Genomic DNA, 26994 nt, shown 5'->3' with positions numbered 1-26994 from the left:
GATATGGCTACCGACCCGCGCGCGGTGATCGACCGCGAACCGATGTCCCGCTTTCAATGGGGCGTGGTCGCGACGATGATCGGGCTCAATGCGCTCGACGGGTTCGACGTGCTCTCGATCAGCTTCGCCTCGCCCGGCATCGCCAGGGATTGGGGGATCGACCGCGCGGCGCTCGGTATCGTCCTGTCGATGGAACTGGTGGGGATGGCGATCGGGTCGCTGTTCCTGGGCGGCGTCGCCGACCGGATCGGCCGCCGCGCCACGATCCTCTCCTGTCTCGGCATCATGACGATCGGCATGCTGGGCGCGGCGAGCGCGACGGGGATCGAGATCCTCTCGGCCTGGCGTCTGTTCACCGGGCTGGGCATCGGCGGCATGCTCGCCGCGACCAATGCGGCGGTGGCGGAAGCGGCAAACGCGAAGCACCGTTCGCTCGCGGTGGTCCTGATGGCGGCAGGCTATCCGGTGGGGACGATCGTCGGCGGATCGATTTCCGCGGTGCTGCTGTCGATGTACGACTGGCGCGCGGTGTTCGTGTTCGGCGCGGCCTGCTCGATATTGTTTATCCCGCTCGTCCTGTGGCGTGCGCCTGAATCGGTTGCGTTCCTGATGCACAAGCGCCCGCCGGGGGCGCTCGCGCGGATCAACGCCACACTCGTGCGGATGGGGCATCCGCCGGTCGATGCGCTGCCCGAACCGGAGGCAGCGGCGCGCAAGGTGCCGATGGCCGACCTTTTTTCGCCCGGCCTGGTGCGCGCGACGGTGCTGCTCACCCTCGCCTATCTCGCGCATATCATGACCTTCTACTTCATCCTCAAATGGATCCCGAAGATCGTGGTGGACATGGGCTTCCCGCCGCCCGAGGCCGCGGGGGTTCTGGTGTGGGCGAGCATCGGCGGCGCGAGCGGATCGGTGCTGCTGGGCCTGCTCAGCGGCAAGATCCGGCTGCTCGCGCTCACCATCGCGGCGATGCTGCTCTCGACCGTGCTGGTGATCCTGTTCGGGCGCGGGCAGAGCGATCTGGCCGGCCTTTCGATGGTCGCGGCGGCGGCCGGGTTCGCAACCAATGCAGGCGTGGTCGGACTCTACGCCCTGGTCGCCCAGTCCTTCCCGACCAGCGTACGCGCGACCGCGACCGGCTTCGTCATCGGCGTCGGGCGTGGCGGGTCGGCGCTCGCCCCCGCCCTTGCCGGCTTCCTCTTTGCGGCCGGCTATGGGCTTCAGACCGTGGCGATGCTGATGGCCCTCGGTTCGATGATCGCCGCGCTGGCGCTGTTCGGGATGCGCAGCCGGCAGCAGCCGGCGGCCTGACGCCCAAGTCCAGCATCCCCCCGGTGTAGCGGTTCGCATGCCGAACCCGCGATCAAAGCTGCTTGCGCCGTGCGCAATTAAAGTTATAGTATATAGCAATAGAGGAGAGGCATCATGGCCACGATCGCACCACCGGCTCCCAGCAGAACCTTCACACGGCTGAACCCCGTGACCGGAGCGACCGCGACCGAGGCGAAGGCGTTTACGGCCGATGATGCGAATGCCGCGGTCGAAGCCGCTGCGGCGGCCTTCCCCGCCTGGTCCGCGCTTGGTCCCAATGCGCGCCGCGCGCTGCTCAACAAGGCGGCCGATGCCCTCACCGCCAAGGCCGGCCAGTTCGTCGATGCGATGATGAGCGAGATCGGCGCGACCGAGGGCTGGGCGCGCTTCAACCTGATGCTCGCCGCGAACATCGTGCGCGAGGCCGCGGCGCTGACCACCCAGATCGGCGGCGAGGTGATCCCCTCCGACAAGCCGGGATGCGTCGCGATGGCGCTGCGCGAGCCGGTCGGCGTACTGCTCGGCATCGCGCCGTGGAATGCGCCGATCATCCTTGGCGTGCGTGCGCTGGCAGTGCCGCTGGCGTGCGGCAACACCGTGGTGCTCAAGGCAAGCGAGCAATGCCCGCGCACGCATTCGCTGATCGCCGACGCCTTTGCCGAGGCCGGGCTGCCCGAAGGCGCGGTCAGCATCGTCACCAACGCGCCCGAGGACGCGGCCGAAATCGTCGGTGCGCTGATCGATCACCCCGCCATACGCCGCATCAACTTCACGGGATCGACCGCGGTCGGAAGGATCATCGCCAGGCGCGCGGCCGAGCATCTCAAGCCGGTGCTGCTCGAGCTCGGCGGCAAGGCGCCGCTGATCGTGCTCGAGGACGCGGACCTCGACGAGGCGGTCAAGGCCGCGGCGTTCGGCGCATTCATGAACCAGGGCCAGATCTGCATGTCGACCGAGCGGATCATCGTGGTCGATGCCGTCGCCGGCGCGTTCGTCGAAAAGTTCAAGGCCAAGGTCGGCACCATGCCCGTCGGCGATCCGCGCGAAGGCAGGAGCCCGCTTGGCGCAGTGGTCGACCGGAAGACCGTCGACCATGTGAAATCGCTGATCGCCGACGCGACCGCCAAGGGCGCGGTGCAGGTCAATGGCGGCGACGTGCTCGATGGTAGTGGCGGCGTGCTGATGCCCGCACATGTGATCGACGGGATCACGCCCGAGATGAAGCTCTTCCGCGACGAGAGTTTCGGCCCGGTGGTGGGCGTGATCCGCGCACGCGACGAGGCGCACGCGATCCAACTCGCCAACGATACCGACTACGGCCTCTCCGCCTCGGTCTTCACCCGCGACACTGCGCGCGGACTGAAGGTCGCGAGGCAGATCAAGTCGGGCATCTGCCACATCAACGGCCCGACCGTGCACGACGAGGCGCAGATGCCGTTCGGCGGGGTCAAGGCGTCAGGTTACGGCCGCTTCGGCGGCAAGGCCGGTATCGACGCCTTCACCGAGCTGCGCTGGATCACCATCGAGACCGAACCCGGCCACTATCCGATCTGAAGAAGTTCATGGGGCTCCGATGCGGGTCCCCGTCAAGACCGAAGGACAATCCATGACCGAACTGAGCACTAACGGCGTCGTCGCCTATGACGTCGAAAACGGCATCGCCTGGGTGAAATACAACCGCCCGGACAAGCGCAATGCTCAGAGCCCGACGCTCAACCGCGACATGATGGAAGTGCTCGACGCGCTCGAATATCGCGACGATGTGGGCGTGCTCGTCCTGACCGGCGAGGGGGACGCCTTCTGCGCGGGCATGGACCTCAAGGAATATTTCCGGGAGACCGAGGCCAAGGGCCTGGGCGCCACGCGCCAGGCGCAGCGCGAGGCCTATGGCTGGTGGCGGCGGCTGCGCTGGTACCAGAAGCCGACGATCGCGATGGTCAACGGGTGGTGCTTCGGCGGCGCCTATGGGCCGCTCTTCGCGTGCGATCTCGCCTTCGCCGCAGACGAGGCGCAGTTCGGCCTCAGCGAGATCAACTGGGGCATTCTGCCGGGCGGCGGCGCGACCAAGGTGGCGACCGAGCTGCTGCCGTTCCGCAAGGCGATGTACCACGCCATGATGGGTGAAAATATCGACGGCAGCACCGCCGCCGAATGGGGTCTGGTCAACGAAGCGCTGCCGCTGGACTCGCTCAAGGCACGCGTCACCGAAGTGGCGAACGTGCTGCTCGGGAAGAATCCGATCGCGCTCAAGGCGACCAAGGACGCGGTCCGCCGCGTCGGCATCATGAGCTATGACGACGCCGAGGATTATCTGATCCGGGTGCAGGAGGCAGCCAACAGCTACGACAATGACGGCCGCAAGGAAGGCATCCGCCAGTTCATCGACGAGAAGAGCTACAAGCCCGGGCTTGGCGCTTACGACAAGGATCGCATCAAGGCGTGACGGCAACATACCCCCTCCCCCGGTGGGGGAGGAACTAGGATAGAATCATGCCCGATCTTTCCCGCCTGCTCACGCCTCGTTCGGTCGCGATTGTCGGCGCATCTCCCACGCCCGGCGCGCTCGGCAATTCGGTGCTGCAGAATCTGGAGCGCCACGGCTTTGCGGGCGACATCCACCTGATCAACCCCAAGCGCGACGAGATTGGCGGACGCAAGTGTCTGAAGTCGATCGCAGCGCTGCCGGAAGGCGTGGATGCCGCGGTGCTGGCGATCCCCGGGCCGGCGGTGCCGGAGGCCGTTCGTGCCCTGGCGGCCCGTGGCGTCGGCGCAGCGGTGATCTTCGCGGCGGGCTTCGCCGAAGGCGGCGAAGCGGGCCTGGCCGCCCAGACCGAACTCGCCCGGATCGCGGCCGAGCACGGCATGGTGATCGAAGGGCCGAATTGCCTGGGCCTCGTCAACTATGTCGACGGGGTCGCCCTGACCTTCGTCGAGACTCCGCCACTGCGACTGGACGGCGCGGCAGGCGTCGGGATCGTCAGCCAGTCGGGGGCGATGGCGGTGGTGCTCGGCACCACGCTGATGGCGAAGGAGCTGGGGATCTCGATCTCCGTCTCAACGGGCAATGAGGCCGCCTCCGGCGTCGAGGACTATGTCGAGCATCTGATCGCGGCGCCGCACACGCAGACCATCGCGATGATCGTCGAACAGTTCCGCCAGCCCGCCCGCTTCCTCGCGCTCGCCGGACAAGCGCGCACGGCCGACAAGACGATCGCCCTGCTCCATCCCGGCAGATCGAGTGCCGCTCGCGAAAGCGCCGCCACGCACACCGGTGCGATGGCGGGCGATTGGGAATTGATGAAGGCCAAGGTCGAGCATGCCGGTGTCGTGCTGGTCGACAGTCTGGAGGAACTGGCCGATGTCGTCGACATCGCGCACCGCGCCAGGCCGGTCGGCCCGGGCGGAACCGCGGTGCTGACCGAGAGCGGCGCGTTCAAGGCGTTGACGCTCGACCTTGCCGAAACGATCGGCCTCGCTTTGCCCGCGATGGCCGGGGAGACGGCGGATGCGATGCGGGCCTCGATCCCCGATTTCATCCCCGTCTCCAATCCGATGGACCTGACGGCGCAGGCGCTGGTCGATCCCGATCTCTACCGCCGCACGCTGGAGCCGCTGCTCGCCGACCCCGGCTATGCAGCAGTGGTGCTCGGCATCATCCAGACCGATCAGGCGACCGCCGCACGCAAATTCCCGCCGATCATCGAAGCGGTCGCGAGCCTTGCGCCTGGCAAGCCGGTGATCTTCGCCGGGCTGGACGACGGCGCATCCTTCGATCCGGCCTATGTCGCCGGACTGCGCGCGCTCGGCGTGCCCTATTTCCCCTCCGCCGACCGCGCGTTCCGCGCGCTGCGGCAGTTGTCGAAACGCGCGGAACGCGATTTTTCGACAGGCTCTGCCCTGCCCCGCTCGCTGGATCTTCCCGGCGGGGTGATCCCGGAATATCGCGCCAAGCAGTTGCTCGCACCCGCAGGCGTGCCGTTTCCCGGCGGCGGTTTCGCGGCGAACGTCGATGCGGCGAAAGGCGTCGCCGCGCGTGTCGGCTATCCCGTGGTTCTCAAGGCGCAATCGGCGGCGCTCAGCCACAAGAGCGATGCCGGAGGCGTGATCCTCAACATCCCGGACGAAGCTGCGCTGGAAGCCGCCTGGACGCGGCTCCATGACAACGTCGCTGCCTATGACGCCACGATCGCCCTCGACGGGGCGCTCGTCGAGGCGATGGGCAGACGAGGAACCGAATTGATCATCGGCGCGCGCAATGATCCGGACTGGGGCCCTGTGATCCTGGCCGGGTTCGGCGGGGTCGCCGCCGAGCTTCTTCGCGACGCCCGTCTGCTTCCCCACGATCTCGGCCGCGATGCCATCATCGCTGAGCTGCGCAGGTTGAAACAGGGCGCAGTGCTGGATGGATATCGCGGATCGCCGCCGCTCGATCTCGATGCCGTGGCCGATCTCGTCATCGCCCTTGGCGGCATATTGGCCGGCACGCCGGCCATCCGCGAGATCGATCTCAATCCAGTGGTGGTCTATCCCGGGGGCCAGGGGGCCGTCGCGCTCGACGCGCTGATCCTCGCCGAATAGCGGCGGCATCATCGCCGCCGAGGGGCGCGCCTAGGCCCTGATCCGGCCGAGCAGTTCGATCAGCATCGCCCGCTCGGCATCGCTGAAGTCCGCCAGCATGTTCGCTTCATGAAGCCGGATGCGTTCGAGCGACTCCGCGAGCACGGCGTGACCCTGCGTGGTTGTGGTCAGCGAGAAAGCGCGACGGTCATCGCTCGCCACTTCGCGCAGGACCAGCTTGCGCTCGACCAGCTCGTTGATCAGCGCGACCATATTGGCCCGCTTGATCCCGAGCCGCACGCCGACCGTGCCTTGATTGATGCCCGGATTGGCATCGACGATCGCCAGCACGCCGATCAGCACCTGGCGCATCCCGGTTCCCGCCACGGCTTCGCTGAAATCGGACGCGAACGCACCGGACGCACGCCGCAGATGATACCCCACCAGCGCCGACAGCGCCCCGATCTCCAGTTTCTGTCTAGGCATGCCGATGCTTGGAGCCATGTTTCGCCGGTTCCGTCAACCTGCGCGCGCCGTCGTGCCGCGTCCCGGCCAATTTGCTCTTTGCCATAACTGTTATTGACTAAAACAATTTTGGATGTGAAGTTCAAGGCGTCAGCGGGACCTTTGAAGATCCCGGCAAGAGAGAGGGAGGATCGCGTGGCTGGGCGCAAGACATTCGCATATGCGTGCCTGACGTATGGCATTGCCGAACTGATCGCCGGACCCGGCGGTCTCGTCCCTGCAGCGGTTGCGCAGACCGAACCGGCTGCCGCCGAACAGCCGGCGGCTGACGAGACGATTGACATCGTTGTGACGGCGCGCCGGCGTGACGAGCGTATCCAGGATACGCCGGTCGCGATCACCGCCTTTACCGCTCAATTGCTCGAGGACCGGCAGATCCAGCAGACCCAGGATCTGGAGCGCGTGACCCCCAGCCTCCAGTTCAAGCCGGCCGGTCAGCTTTCGGGGAACAGCGCGTCGTCGGTCGTCTTCATCCGCGGCGTCGGCCAGGTGGATCCCACGGCAGCCGTCGACCCGGGTGTCGGCATCTATCTCGACGAGGTCTATCTGGGCCGTGCGGTGGGGGGCGCGATCGATTTCGGCGACATCGCCGGCGTCGAAGTGCTTCGCGGGCCGCAGGGCACTTTGTTCGGCCGCAACACCATCGGCGGCGCGATCCTGGTGCGTACCAAGCAGCCCGAACTCGGTGAATTCAGCGGCCGTGCGCGCTTCCGCGTGGGCGAAGACAATCTGTACGAGGGCTTCGCTGCGCTCAATCTGCCGATCGGCGAGACGATTGCGGCACGCCTTTCGGGCGGTTTCCGCAAGCGCGACGGCTATGTGATCCGTAGCTTCGACGGGCTCGATCTGGGCAATGAGAACGCCTATTCGTTCAACGGCTCGATCAAGTGGGAGCCGTCACCCAGCTTCGACCTGTTCCTGCGCGCCGACTATTCGAAGCGCGACGAGCATGGCGCGCCCTTCGTGTTCGCGGGGATCAACGAACAGGCGCCGGTCGCGGCGATCGTCAGTGTCGCCGCCGGCTGCCCCGGGGCCACGATCCCGTTCGCGCCGCTCGCTCCCGGCGATCCGCGCTTCGGGGCGCCCAACGTGCCGCTGATCAACGATCCGCGCTGCGCCAACGACTTTCAGGCGCGCGGCCCCTTCGTCAACGGCGGCACCGCCGCGGTGATGAGCAGGTCCGAGGTCTGGGGCATCGGCGCCACCGGCACCATCCGCCTGAACGACATGGCGACCGTCAAGCTGATCACGGCCTATCGCAGTACCGAATCCCGCGGCATTCGCGATGCCGACAACACGCCGTTCCTGATGATCACGACGGATGTCGGCGCGAAATCGTGGCAGTTCAGCCAGGAAGTGCAGCTACAGATCGACAAGGGGCCGTTCAACGCCATCCTGGGCGGCTATTACTTCACCGAGCAGACCCGCGAGCGCGCGACGGTACCGCTTTCCTTCCCGCCCTCGCCACCGGTCATCGCATCGATCCTCGCCGGCGGCCCCGGAACGCGGGACCTGCAGGTCTCGCGCCTGAAGACCGACTCGCTCGCCGGCTTTGGCGAGATCAGCTTCGAGCCCGCCGAGGGGCTCGAGCTGTCGGGCGGGCTGCGCTACACGGTGGACCGCAAGACCTTTCAGGGGACGGTGCTCAATCTCTTCCCGGGAACTCAGCCCGATCCCAACCCGCTGCCGACCCTCGCCATCCCGCAGGGCGGTCCGCTGTTCATCTACAACCGCCCCTTTTCCGAGAGCTTCTCGGCGCTCACCGGGTCGGCCAGCGTGCAATATCGCTGGAACAATTCGATCAGCACCTATGCGTCCTATGCGCGCAGCTTCAAGTCGGGCGGGTTCAACACGCGCTACAACGCGGCTCCGCCCGGCAACGTCCCCCTGCCCTTCGACGAGGAAAGCGTCAGCAGCTACGAAGTCGGCGCCAAGACCAATTTCGGACGCCTGCGCCTGAACCTGGCGGCATTCCAGGCCGACTATAACGACATCCAGCTCATCTTCCGCCAGGGCGTCGTGCCGCTCCTGTTCAACGCGGGCAAGGCGCGCATCCGCGGTATCGAGGCGGAAGCAAGCTATCGCGCGCCCTGGGGGCTCATCCTCGATGCGGGTGCCAGCATGCTCGATGACGAGATTCGAAGCATCACGCCCGTGCCCGGCGCAACCGCCACCGTGGCACCGGGCGACGACCTGCCGCTGACGCCGGACCTGCAGGCGAATATCGGCCTGGCCTTTGAATTCGATCTGGGCGGGAAGACGACCCTGACGCCGCGCTTCGACGGGAGTTACACGTCCAAGGTCGCGTTCATTACCGGCAGCATCCCGCTCATCGAGGAGAACGGCTATTTCGTCGCCAACGCCTCGCTGACGCTGAAGCTGGCGGACCGGTATGAGCTCAGCGGCGGGGTCAACAACCTGTTCGACGAGCGCTACCTCATTCAGGGCAACGCCTCGCTCGCGACGCTTGGCTATGCCGAACGGATCTACGCGCGGCCGCGGAGCTGGTACGTGCAGCTTTCCGCCCGCTTCTGAACGACGAGGCCGGCGCTGCGCCGGCCTCCGATTTCGTCCGGCCCGCTATTGGACGATCCCGTCACCCCGCCGGAACAACGGGTGAGACGGACCGCCGGAAGCATAGGTCGCGGCATCGGCCATCGATCGCGGCAGATCGAACGGCAAGCGACCGCGAGGCCGGGCCCGCCCGGCGACCACATCGAGCAGCGCGGCGTCGCTGGCACCGAACGTCACCAGCAATGCGCGGCTGTGCGGCATCAGGGCGGTCAGGATCGCGGGGCGGTCCATCTCGACCGCGACGATCACCGGCACCCGTTTCGCCGCAGCGGCGATCGCGTCGAAATCCGCATCGCCGGGACGGAAGTCGAGCCGCCCTTCATGCTGGCGCGAGCCGAAGAAATGATAGGGGTGCAGCGTTTCGAACGGCGTCGCGGCGCGGACCAGCGCGGCGTCGCTGTCTTCCGGGCGAGCCGCCACCTCGAACCCGGCCGCCCGCACGGCGGCGGGGTCCACACCGCGCACCCAGAGCCGCGCGCCGGGACGCAGTGGAAAGGCGCCCTGGTTCTGCAGAACCACCTGCCCCGCGCGCTGCGCCGCCGCCGCCTCCACGCGCGCGGCGGGATCGCCAAGCACATCATCGGCCTTCGCCGGATCGACATAGGGATTCTCGAACAGGCCGAGCTCGAACTTGATCCGCAACACGCGGCGCACCGACGCGTCGATCCGCGCTTCGCTGATCTTGCCGGCGCGCAATGCCGCCAGGATCGGCGCCGGATCGTCGACGCCGCCGAACTGATCAAGCCCGGCCTCGATGCCCTTCGCATGCCGGTCGGCGACGCTCAGATCCTCAACACCCCAGGGCATGCCGATCGCGGCGGGCAATTGCGGGTTCTGCGCGTCCGGCGAGGTACACACAGCCCCGCAGTCGCGCGTGATCGCCCAGTCGGACAGGATCATCCCGCCAAACCCCTTGTCACCGCGCAACATGCCGGTCAGCAGCTGCTTGCTGAAGCCGGCGGCGACCGGCTCCAGCGGCGCGCCGCGATAGCGCGGCCCGTTCACGATGACATAGGTGGGCATCACCCCCGCCGCCCGCGCGGCGAACGCACCGTCAAAGGCACGCACGTGATCGGCAAAGGCGGAGTCGGTCAGGCGGACCTCACGCCCATATTGGTTGTGGCCGTCATAGCCTTCGGGCGCGGCGCCATAGCCCACCCAGTGCTTGACGATCGCCGCGACGCCGTCGCGCTTCAGGCCGGTGTCCCCACCCTGGAACCCCGCGACATAGGCACCCGCAAGCCGCGAGACCGTCGCCGGGTCCGACCCGAAGGTTGCAGTGATTCGCGGCCAGCGCGGCTCGGTTCCCAGATCCGCCTGCGGCGACAAGGCCATATGGATGCCCACCGCGCGATACTCCCGGCGCGCGACATCGCCGAAGCGACGCATCAGACCGGCATCGCCGATCGCGGCAAAGGCGAGCGTTTCCGGCCATTGCGAAAAGCCGCCGCCATTGGTGCTGGCGCCTGCCGTGGCGTGGAAATGGTGGCGCGGATCGGTGCTGATCGTCACCGGAATACCCAGCCGGGTCGCTTCGGCAAGGCGCTGCACCGCGTTGTTCTGTCGCGCGAACTCCGCCGGTGCGACGACCAGCCGGGTGATGAAGCTGCTGACATGGCGGGTGCCGATGAACGGGCGCAGCTTTTCGAGATCATAGCCGCCTGCCGACGCGCCGATTTCCGATCCGTGCGCCGGGAGTGTTCCATGCAGCAACTGCCCGACCTTCTCCTCGATCGTCATCCGCCCGACCAGGTCGTCGATCCGACGCTCAACCGGAAGCGACGGATCTTCATAGGGATCCATCGAGCCGTTGCGGTTGAGATCGCGATACGGCTCCGGGGCAGGCGCCGCCGCGCTCAGGGTTGCGAGCGTCACAGCCGCAGCCGCCACCAATCCAGCCTTCATCTCAACCTCGACATGTCTTGAGAAAAAAGTGGCGCGCCGTCGCCGGCGCGCCACTTCAGAAACGGCCGGCAGGGGCGCACCGGCGGTCCCTTCGCGTCAGAACTTCACGCCAAGCGTCGCGCCGAAATAACGGCTCGAGTCCTTGTTGTAGGTGCCGACCAGATCATATGGCGACGCGGTGGTCGCGAGCAGCGAGTTGTGCCCGATGCTGGTCAGATAGTTCTCGTCGAACAGGTTCTTGACGAACAGCGTCAGGCTGTACTTGTCGTCGATCGTCTTGATGCCGATGCTGGCGTCGACCAGCGTATAGGCAGGCTGGACAAGCAGCGGATCCTGCTCGACTGCGAACTGCTGTGCGCTGGTGTAGTTAATCGAGAACTGGCCGAACGCCGCCAGGCTCGAACTGACCTCGGTCTCATAGCGCGGCGAGAGGCTGATACGCCATTCGGGCGCTGCGGCCAGCGGCTTGCCGCGCAGATTCTGCTGCGGCGTCGCCCCGGCGGCGCTGCGATAGCAGATATTGATCGGAGTCCCCGTCATCACCGGCGCCGCGGCCTGAAGCTGCAGCGGGCAGTTGAGGCCGTCGATGTCGATCGTCGAATGGGCGTAGGTCACCGCAGCGTTGACCGTGAACCCGTCGGTCGGGCGCATCGTCGCCTCGATCTCAAAGCCCTTGGTCTGCGACTTGCCGGCATTGGTGGAAACGAACTGAACGACGCCCGTCACCGGATCCGAGCGGTTCGCCTGCACCTGAAGGTTGGTGTAGTCGGCAAGGAAGGCAGCGGCCGAAATCGTGAAGGAGCCGTCCGAGGTACGGCCCTTGAAGCCGACTTCATAGGCATTCACATGCTCGGGCTCGAGCGCCTTCTGATTGGCGAGGTCGGCTGAGATCTCCATCTCATAGCCAAGGCCCTTATAGCCGCGGGTATAGGTCGCGTAGACCTGGGCGTTGCGGCTGAACTCATATTGCAGGCCGGCCTTGCCGGTCACCGCGGTGTCGCTGGCGCGGAAGCTGCCGCTGACCGGCGGATTGGCCGGGAAGATCACGTCGCCGGTCTGGATCGGGGCGATGCGATAGCCGCGGTTGAAGCCCTTTTCATACTGGACGCGCAGGCCGCCAATGACCTTGAGCCCGCCGGCGATGTTGTAGTCGAACTGGCCGAACGCGGCGATGCTGTCCTGCGAGAGCTGGATCTCGCTCGCCGAGGACTGATAGACGATGTTCGCAGCGGCGCAGGGCTGGCCGATCGTACCCGCGGTGCAGCGTGCGCGGCGGCGATCGAACGGCCGGACGATGTAGCTGTGCATGTAGAACACGCCGGCGACATAGTTGAAGTCGCTGCTGCCGTTATTGGCGATGCGAAGTTCCTGGCTCAGCCCCTGGATGTTCGCGATGCCGTGGTTCTGGTTCCACCAGGCATAGGCTGCGGTGGCGCCGACGAACAGCGGCACCGGCGCATTGATGCGGTCGATCGGCTGGTTCACCTCCAGATCATATTTCTGGAAGGCCGTGATCGACGTCACCGTCGCGGCGCCCAGATCCCAGTCGGCCTGCAGCGAGTAAGTTTGCGCGCGGGTGTTGGCGTAGGTGTCGGTATCCTCGTTGATCGTGCGGTTCTCCCGCGACGGGACGACCGCACCGATCAGCGAACGGAGCACCGGATTGTCGACCCGGACCAGCGTCGAGGCGCAGCAGTCCGAATCGGTCTTACGATATTCCGCGCTCAGCAGCAGGTTGAGGTTCTCCGTCGCGTCCCATTCCAGCTTGCCGCGCACGCCCCAGCTCTTCGAGCCGTTGACCCAGCGATTGGTGCCGATGTTCCGCGTCACGCCCTTCACGTCGTTATAATAGCCGGTGATCCGCGCACGCAGCGTATCGGACAGCGGTCCCGAAACGGTGCCACGGACGCGATATTCGTCATGCTCGGCGATCGTGACTTCTCCGCGCGCGGAGAAATCGCGGCTCGGCCGCGCGGTGGTGACGCTGATCACGCCGGCCGACGCGTTCTTGCCGAACAGCGTGCCCTGCGGACCGCGCAGCACTTCGACGCGCTCGATATCGGCCAGGTCCGAAAAGCCCTGCGCCTGACGGACCGCGACGACACCGTCGACGACCGTCGAAACCGAGGATTCGGTTCCCTGACCGAACAGCGAGGTACCGATGCCGCGGATACGGAAGCTGGTGTTGGTCGGGTTGGCTCCCTGCTGGAAGCTGAGCGAGGGAACCGCCTGAACGAGCGAATTGGTATCGGAAATCTGGCGATCCGCCAGCGCGTCTCCGGTCACCGCGGTCACGGCGAGCGGAACGTCGAGCAGGCGCTCGGCGCGCTTCTGCGCGGTAACGATGATCTCACCGGTATCCTCGGGCGCTTCAGCTGCCGCCGCCTGCCCGGCTCCGGCTTCCTGCGCGAACGCCGGCGAACCAAGCGCGACGGTCAGGGCGATTGCCGACGACATGGCGCAGAACATATTCGGACGCATCATTTGAACTCCTCTCCCCAATTCCTGCCGCCCTGTACGGGCGATCTGCAATCACAGCCTTGCAGGGTCGTGATTTACCGCTAAACTACTCTCATTGGCAGCGCTGTCAACCCGGATTCTAAAGCTCAGTTCGCCATGAGAACGGCCGGTGAGCGCGCTGGATTCAAGAGGCGATTGCCAAGCTGGAAAGTCATTGACAGCGTTATCAATTCGGAGAACCCAATCATGAGCGAGGAACCGACATGCGCCAGCCACCGCGGTGGAATCCGCGTTCTCGACCAACTGCTGAGTGAGCGATTGAGGCGTGAGGTCACGGGACAGACCGACGCCGCGCTGATGGATCAGTTTGGAATCAGCTATAACACCTGGCGCAAGGTGCGCGCCGGTGACCCGATCCGGGCATCCGTAGCTGACCGGCTTGAACAGCGGTTTCGCTAGAGTTCCGGCCCTTCGTCGACAATCCCGCCGCTTCCCGTCGTCGAGGCGCGAATGACCAGCCGGTGCTCGATCGGCTGCCCGCCGGGCGGTCTTCCGGCCAGGCGGTCAATCGCCGCGACCGCGAGTTCGGCGACCGGCTGACGCACGGTCGTGAGCGGCGGCCAGATCATGCGGCTGATCGGTGAATCGTCGAACCCGGCGATCGCAACATCATCGGGCACGCGCAGCCCGCGCTGACCCGCGGCGCTGACGACGCCGGCCGCCATCTCGTCGTTCGCCGCGAAGATGGCCGTCGGCGGCGCCCGATGCGCCAGCAGAAGCGCCGCGGCGTGGTAGCCGGACAGGAAGGTGAAATTGCCGTTGACGACCAGTTCCTCGTCGATCGCGATCCCCGCCCTCCCCATGGCATCGCGGAAGCCCGCCAGACGGCCCAGCGCCAGACGGAATTCGCGGGTCGCAGCGATGAAGCCGATGCGGCGATGGCCCAGCGCGATCAGATGTTCCGTCATCTCGGCGCTGATCGCCCGATGATCGATATCGATAATATCTCCGACGCCCGGCCGGGTTCCGGCGATGCGGGCCACCGGCACCGCGGCGCGTTGCAGCGCGTCGAGCAGATCGGCCTCATCGGAAAGCGGCGGGCTCAGCAGGATGCCGTCGGGGCGCAAGCGGCTGACGAGATCCGCGACCAGCGCCGCGGCATCGCTGCTGTCTTCGACCGGCTCGGCGATCAGGTGATAGCCGAGTTCGCGGCAACGCCGCGATGCCGCGCCGAGCAGCGTCGCGACATAGCTCGCACGAACGGTGGTGTAGAGATAGACGATCAGGAACGAGCGGTTGGCGGCCAATTGGCGAGCCGCCAGATTGGGTTGATAGTCGAGCTCCGCAACCGCCGCCCGCACACGTTCCTTGAGCTGCGGGCGGACATGCGGCTCACCGTTCAGCACACGGGAAACCGTCTTGGTGGAAACGCCTGCGCGCTCGGCAACGTCGGAGATGGTGGGCAATCGATCCTCTGCTGCTGAGCGCCTGGCGACGAACACATGCCACGCGCGCCGCCGGCGAACAATGTGGATAGAAGTGCGCCTCAGCCGGGCAATGCCCCCTCCGCCTTGCTGCGCACGACACAACGAAAGCCGATATGCGTGGTCGCGGAATCGATCGGCTGTGCATGCCGTGCCGCGGGGCGATAGCGCTGGCAGTAATTCTCCGCGCACAGATGCGAACCGCCCTTCAGCACCTTGCGCGGAATGTGCATCTCGGGCGTGTCGGGATCATAGCTGTCACGCTCCCGCCCGCCACGCGGATTGGGAATGGCACAGCACGCCCCCGCCTTCTTCTTCACCGGCCTGCGGTCGCCTGCACCCGGCATCGCATACCAGTCGCTCGTCCATTCCCAGACATTGCCGATCATGTCGAACAGGCCGTAGCCGTTGGCGGGATAGTGCCGCACGGGCGAGGTCCGCTCGAACCCGTCGAGCAGCGTGTTCGCGTAGGGAAACCGCCCCTGCCAGTAATTGGCCAGCATCGCGCCGCCGGGCGCCAGCTCGTCGCCCCACGCATAGTCGGTATCGCCGCCACCACGCGCAGCGAACTCCCATTCGGCCTCGGTCGGAAGCGACTTGCCCGCCCAGCGCGCATAGGATTCGGCGTCGGCATAGGCGATGTGGACGACCGGATGCGCCTCCAGTCCCTCGATCGAGCTGCCGGGCCCCAGCGGGTGGCGCCAGTCCGCACCCGGCCGCCAGCGCCACCATTGTGCGAAATCATCCAGATCCACCGGACCCGCCGTCTTCTCGAACACCAGCGACCCGGCGGCCGCCAACGCGGGATCAAGGCCGGGATAATCGGCCGGGTCGGGCACGATTTCGGCGAGCGTGACATATCCCGTATCCGCGACAAAGGCCGCGAATTGCGCATTGGTCACCGGCGTCTCGTCGATCCAGAAGGGCTCGACGCGCACGGTCCGCACCGGCCTTTCTTCCGGATAGAAATGCTCGGAGCCCATGCGAAAACGGCCCCCGTCCACAAATCGCATGCCGGGCAGCGCGCGGGAATCATCAGCCTGTCGGGCAGCGGGATCGCCGTTCATCGCCATGATCTAGCGCGTTGCCTTGCAGATGCCAGTCATCGGGCAGCGGCAGGCGGCATGTTGCGGTCCGGGCTGTCGTCGAAACGCTCGCGCGAGCGGAAGCGCTCGGGCATCTCCGCCAGGGGCGGGTTGCTGTACCTGCGCGCCTCGCTCCACCAAAGCCGCTTCAGTTCCTCGAGCTTCGCGGGATAGCGATCGGCCACATCGTTCGCCTCCGCGAAATCCGCATCGGTGTCGAACAGCTGCCACCGGTCCTTCGCGAAATCGCTGCCCGGCTGATGGATCGCCACGGCACGCCATTTGCCCTGCGTGATCGCGCGATTCCCGCGCAGTTCGAAATATTGCACGGCGCGCGCGCTTGGCGCGGACGCGGAACGCATCGTCGGCAGGATCGATTTGCCCGCGACCGGGATCTCCGCGACGCCCTTCAGCATACGCGGGAACTGCGCGCCCGCCGCCGCGGCCAGCGTCGGCGCGATGTCGACCGTATCGACATATTGCCGCCGGATTGCACCGCCGTCGCGGATCGTGCGCGGCCAGCTCACGATCAGGGGGGTGCGGACCCCGCCGAGATAGGGCCAAACCTTGTAGCGGCGGAACGGCGTCACGCTGGCCATCGCCCAGGGACGCGGATATTCCGCCTGCGTCTTGCCGGTGCCGAGTTCGTCGAGCCGGTCCAGCATCTGCTCGGGCGTCAGCGTGTTGGGGCGGTAGAGCTTCTCGAAGAACCCCTTCTGCCCCGCCTCCGACGCGCCGCCATTGTCGGACAGCAGCACGATCAGCGTGTTGTCATACTGGCCGGTCGCCTTGAGGTGCGCGACCAGCCGGCCGATCTGCTCGTCGGTATGGGTGAGGAAGCCCGCATAGGTCGCCATGAAGCGCGCGAACACCGTCTTTTCCGTGGCATTGAGGTCATCCCACTTCCGGTCCGACGGGCTGCGCGGCGCAAGCACGGTGTTCGCGGGAACGATGCCGATCTGCTTCATATGCGCCAGCCGCTCGCCGCGCAGCGCGTCCCAGCCCTTTTCATAGACCCCGCGATACGCATCGATATAGCTGCGCGGCACCTGAATCGGCGAATGCCCCGCGCCATAAGCCAGATAGACGAAGCGCGGCTGCGCGGATTTGCCGCCGTCCGGCGTCAGCGCCGCAATCGCCCGGTCGGTGATGTCGACCGAGAAGTGATAGCCCGGCTGCGTCGGCGCCGGCAGCGTGCGGTTCCCCTCGATCAGCGACGGGCGATATTGATCCGTCCAGCCAAGGAAGAAGCCGTAGAAATTGTCGAAGCCGCGCTGCAGCGGCCAGGAGGCGTTGCGGCCGGGCGAGCCATCCTCATCCTCCGGCGCCAGATGCCATTTGCCGAGGCCATAGGTGCGATAGCCCGCGCGCTGGAGCACCTGCGCGATGGTCTGTGCGTTCTGCGGAAGTTCGCCACGATCGCGCGTCAGGTCGGCCGGATCGACCTTCGCCGCCGGGAGGTCGGCCATCCGCACGGTCTGCGGATTGCGCCCGGTCAGCAGCGCAGCGCGCGTCGGCGAGCACACCGACTTGCTGTCGAACCGGTTGTAGCGCAGCCCGTCGCGCGCCAGCTGATCCATCGCCGGGGTACGGATCTCGCCGCCAAAGGCGCCCAGATCGGAAAAGCCGACATCGTCGAGCACGATCACGACGATATTGGGCCGGGGCGCGGACCGCTGCTGCGCACCAGCGCCCGGCATGGCGGCCAGCATCATCGCACCGGCGCCTGCCAGCATCAGGCAAGCGCGGCGGCGGCTGAGCGCGGCACCGCGGACATTGGGGGATGAAATGGTCATCGCTTCTTCTCCGGCTCAGCTGCGCCCCGCACCGCCGCCCATGCGCTGGCGCAGCCGGTCGAGTTCGAAAATCGGTGTCGCGGGGGTGTAGGTGCCGGTCAGCACCGCTTCGAGATAGCGCCCGACCGTCCGCACATAGTCATTGTCCCCGCGCGCGGCGCGCCGGATCGTCTCCAACGCCTGCCCCGCAGCCTCACCGGTGAAGTTCAGCGCATTGATCGCGTGCAGCTGTACCTGCCAGGACGGCGGCGCATCGACGATGCCGGCGAGCAACTGAACCGCGTCGCTTCCATCGCCCAGCCGTGCGACGGCTTCCGCGGCGACGATCCGGACATGGGGCGACGGATCGTCGTGCATGACCGAACGCAGCAGCGCAGCCTCGCCACGTGCCGCATCGCCCAGGATCAGCATGCCGGTCGCCGCCCAATAGCGGAGCACCGCAACCGGGCTTGCCAGATGGGCGCGCAGCGTGCCGAGCTGCGCCGGATCGCGGCCGGCCGCCGCGGCCGCCAGCGCCATCACCTGCTTGAGCGGATAGATCACCGGATTGCGGCTCTCGACATAGCCTTCACCCGCCATCCCCTCCGGGATGAAGCCATTGTCGTGGATCGCGATCATGTGCGCGTCGAGCGCATCGCGCATCGTCTTGAGGATCCGCGACGCCGCCGGATCGTTCGCGCGGTTCGCGATCTCATGCGGATCGGCGCGCAGATCATAGAGTTCCTCGAACGGCTTGGGTTCAAAGAAGCGGCGCTGGACGGCGTTGAGCGTGCCTGCACGATACGCCGCCTCCCAATCCTGATACCCCTTGGCCAGCCATTCATAGGCCTGATGCTGCCCCCAGGGGCGATGCGGCATATAGTTGCGGATATAGCGCCAGCGGCCGTCGGTGACGGTACGCGAGAAATCGATCCGCTCGTCCATCCGGTTGCGCATCCCGAAGGCCCAGCGGCCGGGCTTCGCAACCCGCTTGCCCATCAGCGCGCGCCCGCGCATCTGCGGCGGCTGCGCGACCCCGGCGATCGACAGCAATGTCGGCGCGAGATCGATGAACGAGACCGGATGCTCGATCACGCTGCCCGGCTTGGCCGGCATCAGATGCCGCCATTTGGGCGGGACATAGACGACCAGCTCGCAGCGCAGCCCCTCATCATAGCAATAGCGCTTCGACCGGGGCAGCACGCCGCCATTGTCCGAATAGTGGAAGACGATCGTGTCCTCCGCCAGCCCGTCCGCCGCCAGTTCCGCCAGCCGCGCGGCAAGCTGTCCGTCCATCTTCTCGATCAGGTTGTAGTAGCTGGCGAAGTCCTGCCGGATGCCCGGCGTATCGGGCAGATAGGGCGGCAGCGTCACCCTGTCCGGCGTCACCCGCCCCGGTGTCACCCGCTGGATCTGCGATTCATGCGTCGTTTCATAGTTGAACACGGCCATGAACGGCTTGCCGTCAGCGCGTTTGCGCCAATGCCCCTCCGGCCCCTGCACGTCCCAGATCGCCTTGGGATCGATGTTGCAGTTATAGTCGGTCTTGGTGTTGTTAGTGCAGAAATAGCCCGCACCGCGCAACAGCTCGGGATAGGTGCGGAAGCCGTCGGGCAGCTTCGCGTCGGCGCGCATCTGGTTCGCGGGCGCGCAGCTTTCGGGATAGACGCCGGTCAGGATGCCGAAGCGCGACGGCGCGCAGACCGGCGCGTTGGAATAGACGTTGCGGTAGAGCACGCCCTTGCGCGCCAAGGCATCGATCGTCGGCGTGTGCGCCAGCGGATCGCCATAGGCGCCGACCCGCGGATTATTATCCTCGCTGACCAGCCACAGGATGTTGGGCCGCGCGCCCGGGGCGGCGGAAGCGGCACGCGCCGCGACGGCCGCTGCGGCGGCGAGGCCGATTACGCCCCGGCGGTTCATCGCCGCGCTCATTTCTCGTCCAGTCTTTCTTCGCCCAGCCGCGCCACCGGCATGAACGGACGCCCCTCTTCCCGCGCCTTCTGCTTGGCCGGGCTGTCGGGCAGGATATCGTCGAGCCGGTCGGCACGATTGGGCTCGACCAGCCATTCGTCGGGGAATTGCGCCGCGCCCGGGCCGGTGCGGCTGCGGCGCACGCTCCCGATCGCAAGCCGCTGGCCATAGGGGATCGTGTGCCGCCCCTCACGGTCCGCCAGCTGCGCGAACAGCGCCTTGCGCAGATCGATCCTGGCCTGAAGATAGGCAGGATCGTTGATCAGATTGTTGCGCTCATCGGGATCGCGGGCGAGATCGTACAGCTCGTCGGTGTCATAGACGCCGTAATATTGGATATATTTGAGGTCGCCGCGCTGGATTGCGAACGTCCCGGGCGTCATCGGGAAGCTCCATTCCCAATAATATTCATAGACGAAGTCCTGCGGCGCCCAGTCCTTCGCTGCGATCTTGCCGGTCATCAGCGGCAGCGCGCTCTTGCCCTCGAAATTGGCGGGACGCGGCATGCCTGCGAGGTCGAGAAAGGTCGGCGCGAAGTCGAGGTTGCGGATGCGCCCCGGATTGGTCACGCCCGCCGGAACCGTGCCCGGCTGCCGCACCAGCAGCGGCACGCGGACCGATCCCTGATACGCGTTGCGCTTGTCGATCAGGCCATGGTCGCCGATCAGGAAGCCGTTGTCGGAGGTGAACACGACCATCGTGTCCTGATCGAGCTTGTTCTTCTTGAGATAGTCGAAGATGCGGCCCAGGCTGTCGTCCACCGCCGACAGGGTCGAATAATAGTAACGCAGATACTCCGTCATCTTCATGTCGGAGTTGTAGAAGAAATCGATCCCGTGCCAGGTGTTGCGCTGGTTGTAGACCCACATCGGCTTGCCGCGCCGGTTCTCCGGCGTGTCGGCGGCGGTGTCGGGGATCTTGAAGTCGACCTTGTCATATTGGCCGCGATGGCGCGGCGCGGGCAGCGGGTCGGAATGCACCGCCTTGTGGCTGAGATAGAGGAAGAACGGCTTCGACTTGTCGCGTTCCTTGTCCAGCCAGTTCATCGCATAGTCGGTCAGCTCGTCGGTGATATAGCCCGCCTGCGGCACCGGCTTGCCATCGACGTTGAGCATGTTGCGCTTGCCCGCCGCAGCGGCTGCCGCCGGGATGCCGGTGGTCGGGAAATAAGCGCCCTGCCCGCGGAAGCTGACCCATTTGTCGAAGCCGGGGCGCGGGTTGTCGTCGTCATTCCCCATATGCCATTTGCCGATGAACGACGTCTGGTAGCCCGCCTTCTGGAGCATCGCCGGGAAGAAGGTCAGCCCCTGCTCCGACGAATGATTGTTATCCACGATACGGTGGTTGCGTGCGGTCTCCCCGGTCAGGATCGTCGCGCGGCTGGGGGAGCAGAGCGCGGAGGTCACCACCGTGTTGGGGAAATAGCTGCCTTCGCGCGCCATGCGGTCGATATTGGGGGTCCGCAGCTGCGGCTGGAGGAAGCCCATTCCGTCGTAGCGCAGATCATCCACGATCACGAAGATCACGTTCCTGGGCTTCGCCGCCACCGGCACCGGCGCCCTGGCAGCGGGTGCCGGTGCCGCGTCGCGTGCGCTCAAGGGCATGGCCATCGCTGCAAGTCCGATTGTCGTGGCCAGCAGACCGATACGAAACGCCGACATCAATTCTCTCCAATCCCTTGCCGATCACCCAGGATCCGCATGCTCAATCCACACCGATGCTGCCGCTGAGCGCACCGCAACCCGCCTCGGTGGCAGGCAGCTTCGGGTCGCGCGATGGCCGCCCGGCGCACATCGGAAAACGTTCCTTGCTGAACGGCACCTCGGGTATGCTGCGCAGAAGCTTTTCGAGCGCCGCCTTGCGCGTGCGATCCGCAGCCTGCATCCGCGCCGCCGGGATCTCGGTCTCGACCCCGGTTTCGGGATCGAGCGCGACGAAACGCCCGTCGCCATAGAGCTTGTAGCTTGCGTCGAACGCGAAGCGCGCCGGCCGCGCCAGCCAGCGCGGGTCGTAGTGCATGAAGATCGCGTCGCGCGCGCTGCGGGCCTTACCCGTCATCACGCCCGCCTGACTGACGCCATCCACCGCACCGGGCACCGCCCCGGAAAATTCCGCGAAGGTCGGCAGAAAATCGAGGAAATCGAACAGCGCCGGCGTCGTGCCGCCCGCCGCCACGCGTCCGGGCGCACGCACGATCATCGGAACATGCGTGCCGGTCAGGGTCGGCGATCCCTTGCCGCCCTGCACCGCGGCACCGTTGCGGAGGCTGGTGATCTGGCGGTTGGTGCCATTGTCCGCGGTGAAGATGACGATCGTATTCTCATCCAGCCCCGCTTGCTTGAGCTTGGCGAGCAACGCACCGACCTGCGCGTCCATATAGGTCATCATGCCCGCGAACCGGTCCTTCGGTCCCGCACTTGCCAGCGAAGTGGGGGTCGGCACGAACGGGTCGTGGACCAGCACCATCGAATAATAGAGGAAGAAGGGCCGGTCCTTGTGGCGTTCGATAAAGTCGAGCGCGAAGGCCTGATCGCGGTCGGGGCCGAAGCCCTCCTCGTCGATCCGGGTCTTGCCGTCGATCACACGGGTCGGGCCCCAATAGCGCGAGCCCTTGGCGTCGAGCGACTTGAGCTGCCACAGCGCGCTTTCCTCGAACCCGGCCTGTCCAGGCGTGATCCCGGTACGGCCGTCGAAGCCGTTGCCCGAGAGCTGCCACTTGCCGACCATGCCCGTCGCATAGCCCGCATCCTTGAGCATGTTGCCGAAGGTTCGCTGGCCCGGCGCGAGATAGCCAAATGCCTCGTAATTGCGATGGTTCTCGATCCCGGTCATCAGCCGCGTGCGCGACGGCGAACAGAGCGGGGTCGCATGCGCATTGTCGAAGCGCAGCCCCTCCTTCGCCATGCGATCGAGATTGGGCGTGTAATATTCCCCGCCATAGGCGTTGACGGTTTCGACGCCCATATCGTCCGCCAGGATCAGAATGATGTTGGGCCGCCGGTCATTGCGCGGGACGTGCTGTTGACCCGTCTGCGCCGAAGCCGTCTGCTGCGCCCCGGCCGGCGCACTCAAACCGGCGACCGCGATCGCAGCGCATAGCGCCATTTTGAGCGCGCGGGTCCGACACTGAAACTGGGCCATCAATGCCCCTCCTCTCCAACCAGATCGCAGCGCCGGAGCATCTGCGTTACCCCGCAAACCATCTCGCCCGTCTGCGATCATCTATTTTTTGTCAGCGCTGTCAATCTCGCTCGGAGTCGACGAAGGTACTTAAATTATTTCATCAATATCAAATACTTATTTAAGTCCCGCTCAGGGATCGAGCGCCTCGCATCGCTGCAAGCCGGCCAACCCGTCGCCGCCCATGCCGCTGGTCTTGGCTGCGGTTGGCGATGCCGGGCGCTGCGCGGGGAAATAGGTGCAGTTGCGTATCGGATCATAAGGCACGGGCTTCGGCCGGGCCTCCACCGGTCCCGCGGGCAGCATCGCGCGCAGCTTCGCGACCGTGGCTGCCTGACGCGGGTCATCCGCAAGGTTGTGCAGCTCGCCCGGATCGCGCGCATGGTCATAGAGCTCGCGGCCCAGCTTGCCGCCTTCCCACTCGGTGTAGCGCCACCGCTCGGTCCGGACGCTGCGGCCGCCACGGACCTGCGACAGCGCGGGCTTGGCCCAGCTCCGATCGGCCGGACGCGCAAGCAGGGGCTTGAGGCTCTTGCCCTCGTTCCGGCCGTAGCCGGGCAGCCCGGCAAGATCGAGCAAGGTGGGATACAGGTCGAGCAACTCGACCGTGCGCGGCGAGCGCTTGCCCTTTGCGGTGCGCGTGCCGGGCACGCGGACGATCAGCGGCACGCGCGCCGACGGCTCCCACAGGATGTTCTTCATCCACTGGCCGTGCTCGCCCAGCATGAAGCCATGGTCGCTGGTGAAGATGACGATCGTGTCGTCGGCCAGCCCCAGCGCCTGCAGCGCGTCAAGCACGCGGCCGACCTGCGCGTCCATATAGCTGGTCGCCGCATAATAGGCGCGGATCATCTGCCGCTGTTCGTCGGCACTCATCCCGAAATTGTCAGGCGTCCAAGCCTTGCTCGCAGGCAGCACGCGCGCGAGCATCGCCGGGTCCTGATTCTCGATGGCGATCGTATCGAGCGGATAGAGGTCGAAATATTTCTTCGGCGCCACTTCGGGCACATGCGGCCGATAGAAGCCGACGCCGATGAAGAACGGCTTGTCGCGGCTCGCCTTCATCATCTCGATCGCCGCGGTCGCGACCTTGCCGTCGGTCTGCTCCTCATCCTCGCCCTCGTCCGCGAGATAGGCCATTGCCGATCCGTAGGGGATGCCTGGAGTCAGATCGACCAGCCGGCCATTCTCGGCATCGCGATCGCGGCCGCGCGGATCGACCACCTTGTCCCAGGACTGCGGATCGTCAGGCCCGGCCTCGCCGATGCCGCCCGGGACTCCCTGATGAAAGATCTTGCCCACGCGCCCGGCGAAATAGCCGTTGGCGCGGAAATATTGCGGCAGGGTGAGGATATCGGGCAGCGCGGCACGGAACGGCGTGTTGAGATCCGCGACGCGGGTAGTGCCGGGCCGGGTGCCGGTCAGCATCGATGCACGGCTCGGCGCGCACCACGGAAATTGCGAATAGGCGCGGTCGAAGCTGACGCCTTGCGCGGCCAGCCGGTCGAGATTGGGCGTCCGCACCGGCGCGCCATAGCTGCCGAGCTTGGGCGCAAGGTCGTCGGCCATGATCAGCAGCACGTTCGGCCGCCGTTCCGCGCGGGCGGGCGCACGCGCCTGTTTGGCGGCCGAAGCCGTCGCCTGGCGCGCCTCGGCGGCGATCATCGGGGTAGAGGCGAGCACGATCGCGGCGGTAAGCGCGGTGGTGCGGAACAGGTTTCGAACTACGGACAAGGCCCCTCTCCTCGATTATCTTATCGTCTATTGCGCGTCCGGCTGACGCTCCGGTGCCGCATCTGCAAAGGCGGGCAGCGCAAGGCACGCCGCCTCGATCTCAAGCAGGCGCGGCCAGCGAAGATCTGCTCCGAAGCGCCGCGCGTTGACCAGTTGCGGCACCAGGCAGATGTCGGCGAGCGTCACGGCGTCGCCGAAACAATAGCGCCCGCGCTCCCCGGCGATCAGCCGGTCGCATGCGTCAAGCCCTTCCTCGATCACGCTCCGCGCCCAGCCCGTGACCTGATCGTCGTCGAGGCCCAGCGCACGCAAACGCTCAAGGATCTTCAGATTCTGGACCGGATGGATGTCGCAAGCGATGGCAAGCGCGAAGGCGCGAACCCGCGCCCGTGCCAGCGGCTCGACCGGCAGCAGCGACGGCTGCGGCTGAATCTCGTCGAGATACTCGCAGATTGCCAGCGACTGGGTCAGCACCGCGCCGTCATCCAGCTCCAGCGCCGGGACCAGCCCCTGCGGATTGAGCGCGAGGAACCCCGGTGAGCGCTGCTCGCCCGCGCGCAGTTGCAGGAATGCCTGCTCTGCCGCGATGCCCTTGAGGTTCAGCGCGATCCGCACCCGGTAGGATGCGGTCGAGCGGAAGAAACCATGCAGCCGCATCGCACTCAATCCTCGACCGGCGGGCCGACCAGCACGTCGCATGGCGTCAGGCCGTCGATCGTCACGACGATGCGGTCGCCCTCGACCACCGCGCCGACGCCAGCGGGCGTGCCGGTGTAGATCAGGTCGCCCGGCTCGAGCCGATAGAAGCGCGAGACATAGGCGATCACCGCGTCGACCGGCCAGATCAGCTCGGCAAGGTCAGCCTGCTGACGCGTCTCGCCGTTCACGGTCAGCGCGATCGAGCCACGGTCGAGGAGTCCGGTCTCGGCAACCCGATGGACCAGGCCGATCGGCGAGGATTGCTCGACATTCTTGCCGGTATCCCAGGGCCGCCCCTTCTCGCGGGCCTCCAGCTGAAGGTCGCGACGCGTCATGTCGAGGCCGGTGGCATAGCCGAAGATATGCCCGGCAGCATCCGCCGCCGCGATGTTACGCCCGCCCTTGCCGATCGCGACGACGAGTTCGGCCTCATAGTGGAAATTGGACGTCTCGGGCGGATAGGCGATGGTCGTTCCGGAAGGCACCAGCGTCTCTGCCCATTTCGTAAAGAAGAAGGGCGGTTCGCGATCGGGATCCCTGCCCATCTCGCGCGCATGCGCGGCGTAGTTGCGGCCGATGCAGAAGATGCGGCGCACCGGAAAGCGGCCGCCGCCACTGATCGCCGCATAGGTTGCCGGATACGCTTCGAATGCATCGCTCACGCGCATTCCTCCCTGAACAGATTGAGTTTCTGCTGCGCCGCCTTGTCCGAATAGCCGAACAGGACCAGCGGTGTTTCCACGCGGAGCACCAGTTGATGCCACGAGGGCACGACGAAGATGTCGCGCTCGGCGAGCCTGATCGGCTTCCCGTCGATCAGCGCTTCGCCTGTGCCCTCGACCACGACGAATATCGTGCCGTCGGTCGACCGGCGCGGACGCGTCTCGAAGCCAGCCGGGAGCGCGCGTACATGCGCTGCGATCGTCGGCATGATCGGGCCGCCATCCGCCGGATTCACGAACTCCAGCGCATGGCCGAGATGCGGATCGATCGTCGCAGTGCCGGCCATCTGATCGAGCGAGGCACGCCAATCGGTATAGCGATAGTGGAACAGCGGCTGATGCGCCGGCCGCCGGTCCGCCGCACTGCCGCGCACCGGGCGCAGGTTGCGGCCATATTGCGCCAGCGTGCTGCCCGGCGCGGCGGTTTCGGGATGCACCTCCGCTTCCAGCCGCTCGGCGAAGCCCGCGTCGAAATGGCGGACCGTGGGGATATCGAGCCCATCGAGCCAGATCATCGGCTTGCCGCTGGGATTGCCGTGATCGTGCCACTGCCCGCCCGGCGTCAGCACCAGATCGAAGGGAGACATCATCGCCTTCTCCCCATCGACCGTGGTGTAGGCGCCCTCCCCTTCCATCACGAAGCGCAACGCGCATTGCGTATGGCGATGGCAGGGTGCGATCTCGTCCGGCAGGATCAGCTGCAGCCCGGCATAGAGGCTGGGCGTGACCGCGGACTGGCCGGCAAGGCCCGGATTCTCCAGGATCAGCACACGCCGCTCGGCCTGCGCCGCGCTGATCAGGTCTCCCGCACGCATCAGATAGTCGCGCGCGCTGGCATAGGACCAGCCATGCGCCAGCGCCGGCGATTGCGGCTCCGGCGGTACGAGTGCGGCGAGCACTTCCCACAGGGGCGCCAGTCCCTCGGGTGCCATTGCGGCATAGAGGCGCTCGAGCTGGCTGCGCTGATCGTTCGACAGAGTAGCGTCCATCATGGCGTCTCCGGCAGCGT

At 66.4% G+C, this 26994-nt stretch carries 19 protein-coding genes; 6 read left to right on the top strand and 13 right to left on the bottom strand.

Annotation, left to right across the window (positions count from 1 at the left end; translation table 11 throughout):
* Positions 1–3: 3 nt before the first annotated feature.
* From AC07TU_RS08585 to AC07TU_RS08570, 4 genes are all read left to right on the top strand, one after another.
* Positions 4–1311 (top strand): MFS transporter, encoded by a 1308-nt coding sequence (locus AC07TU_RS08585; RefSeq protein WP_495187483.1) that lies wholly within the window; start codon positions 4–6, stop codon positions 1309–1311.
* A gap of 114 nt (positions 1312–1425) precedes the next feature.
* Positions 1426–2865, top strand: a complete 1440-nt coding sequence (locus tag AC07TU_RS08580; protein ID WP_495187482.1) for an aldehyde dehydrogenase — start codon at positions 1426–1428, stop codon at positions 2863–2865.
* 52 nt (positions 2866–2917) lie between these two features.
* Positions 2918–3754, top strand: a complete 837-nt coding sequence (locus AC07TU_RS08575; RefSeq protein ID WP_495187481.1) for a p-hydroxycinnamoyl CoA hydratase/lyase — start codon at positions 2918–2920, stop codon at positions 3752–3754.
* 47 nt (positions 3755–3801) lie between these two features.
* Complete coding sequence (locus tag AC07TU_RS08570; protein WP_495187480.1) at positions 3802–5889, top strand: acetate--CoA ligase family protein; 2088 nt, start codon at positions 3802–3804, stop codon at positions 5887–5889.
* Positions 5890–5919: 30 nt separating this feature from the next.
* On the opposite strand, the gene AC07TU_RS08565 is transcribed toward AC07TU_RS08570, so the two are convergent.
* Positions 5920–6372 (bottom strand): MarR family winged helix-turn-helix transcriptional regulator, encoded by a 453-nt coding sequence (locus AC07TU_RS08565; RefSeq protein ID WP_495187479.1) that lies wholly within the window; start codon positions 6370–6372, stop codon positions 5920–5922.
* Positions 6373–6528: 156 nt separating this feature from the next.
* On the opposite strand from AC07TU_RS08565, the gene AC07TU_RS08560 reads away from it, so the two are divergent.
* Positions 6529–8928, top strand: a complete 2400-nt coding sequence (locus AC07TU_RS08560) for a TonB-dependent receptor (protein ID WP_495187478.1) — start codon at positions 6529–6531, stop codon at positions 8926–8928.
* A 45-nt stretch (positions 8929–8973) separates the two neighbouring features.
* Here AC07TU_RS08560 and AC07TU_RS08555 read toward each other — a convergent pair whose 3' ends face one another.
* Positions 8974–10857, bottom strand: a complete 1884-nt coding sequence (locus tag AC07TU_RS08555; protein ID WP_495187477.1) for a glycoside hydrolase family 3 protein — start codon at positions 10855–10857, stop codon at positions 8974–8976.
* Between the two features lie 111 nt (positions 10858–10968).
* The gene (locus tag AC07TU_RS08550; RefSeq protein ID WP_495187476.1) at positions 10969–13356 is read right to left on the bottom strand and encodes a TonB-dependent receptor; all 2388 of its coding nucleotides are present in this window, start codon (positions 13354–13356) and stop codon (positions 10969–10971) included.
* Positions 13357–13578: 222 nt separating this feature from the next.
* On the opposite strand from AC07TU_RS08550, the gene AC07TU_RS08545 reads away from it, so the two are divergent.
* Entirely contained in the window at positions 13579–13791 is a 213-nt protein-coding gene (locus tag AC07TU_RS08545; protein ID WP_495187475.1) for a hypothetical protein, read from the top strand.
* Here AC07TU_RS08545 and AC07TU_RS08540 read toward each other — a convergent pair.
* The 10 genes from AC07TU_RS08540 to gtdA all read right to left on the bottom strand — a co-directional run bounded on the left by AC07TU_RS08540 (position 13788) and on the right by gtdA (position 26977).
* On the bottom strand, positions 13788–14798 hold the full coding sequence (locus AC07TU_RS08540) for a LacI family DNA-binding transcriptional regulator (RefSeq protein WP_495187474.1): 1011 nt from the start codon (positions 14796–14798) through the stop codon (positions 13788–13790). The two genes, AC07TU_RS08545 and AC07TU_RS08540, sit on opposite strands and share 4 nt — an antisense overlap.
* A gap of 80 nt (positions 14799–14878) precedes the next feature.
* Positions 14879–15889 carry a formylglycine-generating enzyme family protein gene (locus AC07TU_RS08535; protein WP_495187473.1) on the bottom strand — a complete coding sequence of 337 codons (1011 nt, stop codon included), beginning with the start codon at positions 15887–15889 and terminating at the stop codon, positions 14879–14881.
* Positions 15890–15918: 29 nt separating this feature from the next.
* Complete coding sequence (locus AC07TU_RS08530; protein WP_495187472.1) at positions 15919–17697, bottom strand: arylsulfatase; 1779 nt, start codon at positions 17695–17697, stop codon at positions 15919–15921.
* Between the two features lie 15 nt (positions 17698–17712).
* Positions 17713–19599 carry a sulfatase-like hydrolase/transferase gene (locus tag AC07TU_RS08525; RefSeq protein ID WP_495187471.1) on the bottom strand — a complete coding sequence of 629 codons (1887 nt, stop codon included), beginning with the start codon at positions 19597–19599 and terminating at the stop codon, positions 17713–17715.
* 8 nt (positions 19600–19607) lie between these two features.
* Positions 19608–21311: a sulfatase family protein gene (locus tag AC07TU_RS08520; protein ID WP_495187470.1), complete on the bottom strand. Its 1704-nt coding sequence runs from the start codon at positions 21309–21311 to the stop codon at positions 19608–19610.
* A gap of 43 nt (positions 21312–21354) precedes the next feature.
* Positions 21355–22791: a sulfatase family protein gene (locus AC07TU_RS08515; RefSeq protein ID WP_495187469.1), complete on the bottom strand. Its 1437-nt coding sequence runs from the start codon at positions 22789–22791 to the stop codon at positions 21355–21357.
* A 171-nt stretch (positions 22792–22962) separates the two neighbouring features.
* Positions 22963–24564, bottom strand: coding sequence for a sulfatase (locus AC07TU_RS08510; RefSeq protein ID WP_495187468.1), 1602 nt, complete (start codon positions 24562–24564; stop codon positions 22963–22965).
* Positions 24565–24591: 27 nt separating this feature from the next.
* Complete coding sequence (maiA, locus tag AC07TU_RS08505) at positions 24592–25221, bottom strand: maleylacetoacetate isomerase (protein WP_495187467.1); 630 nt, start codon at positions 25219–25221, stop codon at positions 24592–24594.
* A 5-nt stretch (positions 25222–25226) separates the two neighbouring features.
* Positions 25227–25925: a fumarylacetoacetate hydrolase family protein gene (locus tag AC07TU_RS08500; RefSeq protein ID WP_495187466.1), complete on the bottom strand. Its 699-nt coding sequence runs from the start codon at positions 25923–25925 to the stop codon at positions 25227–25229.
* Positions 25922–26977: a gentisate 1,2-dioxygenase gene (gene gtdA / locus AC07TU_RS08495; protein WP_495187465.1), complete on the bottom strand. Its 1056-nt coding sequence runs from the start codon at positions 26975–26977 to the stop codon at positions 25922–25924. Before gtdA ends, AC07TU_RS08500 begins: the two co-directional genes overlap by 4 nt.
* Positions 26978–26994 lie beyond the last annotated feature (17 nt).

It is taken from the genome of Sphingomonas sp. GW821-FHT03E12 (assembly GCF_059420685.1).
This window is presented reverse-complemented; position numbering and strand designations above follow the sequence as displayed.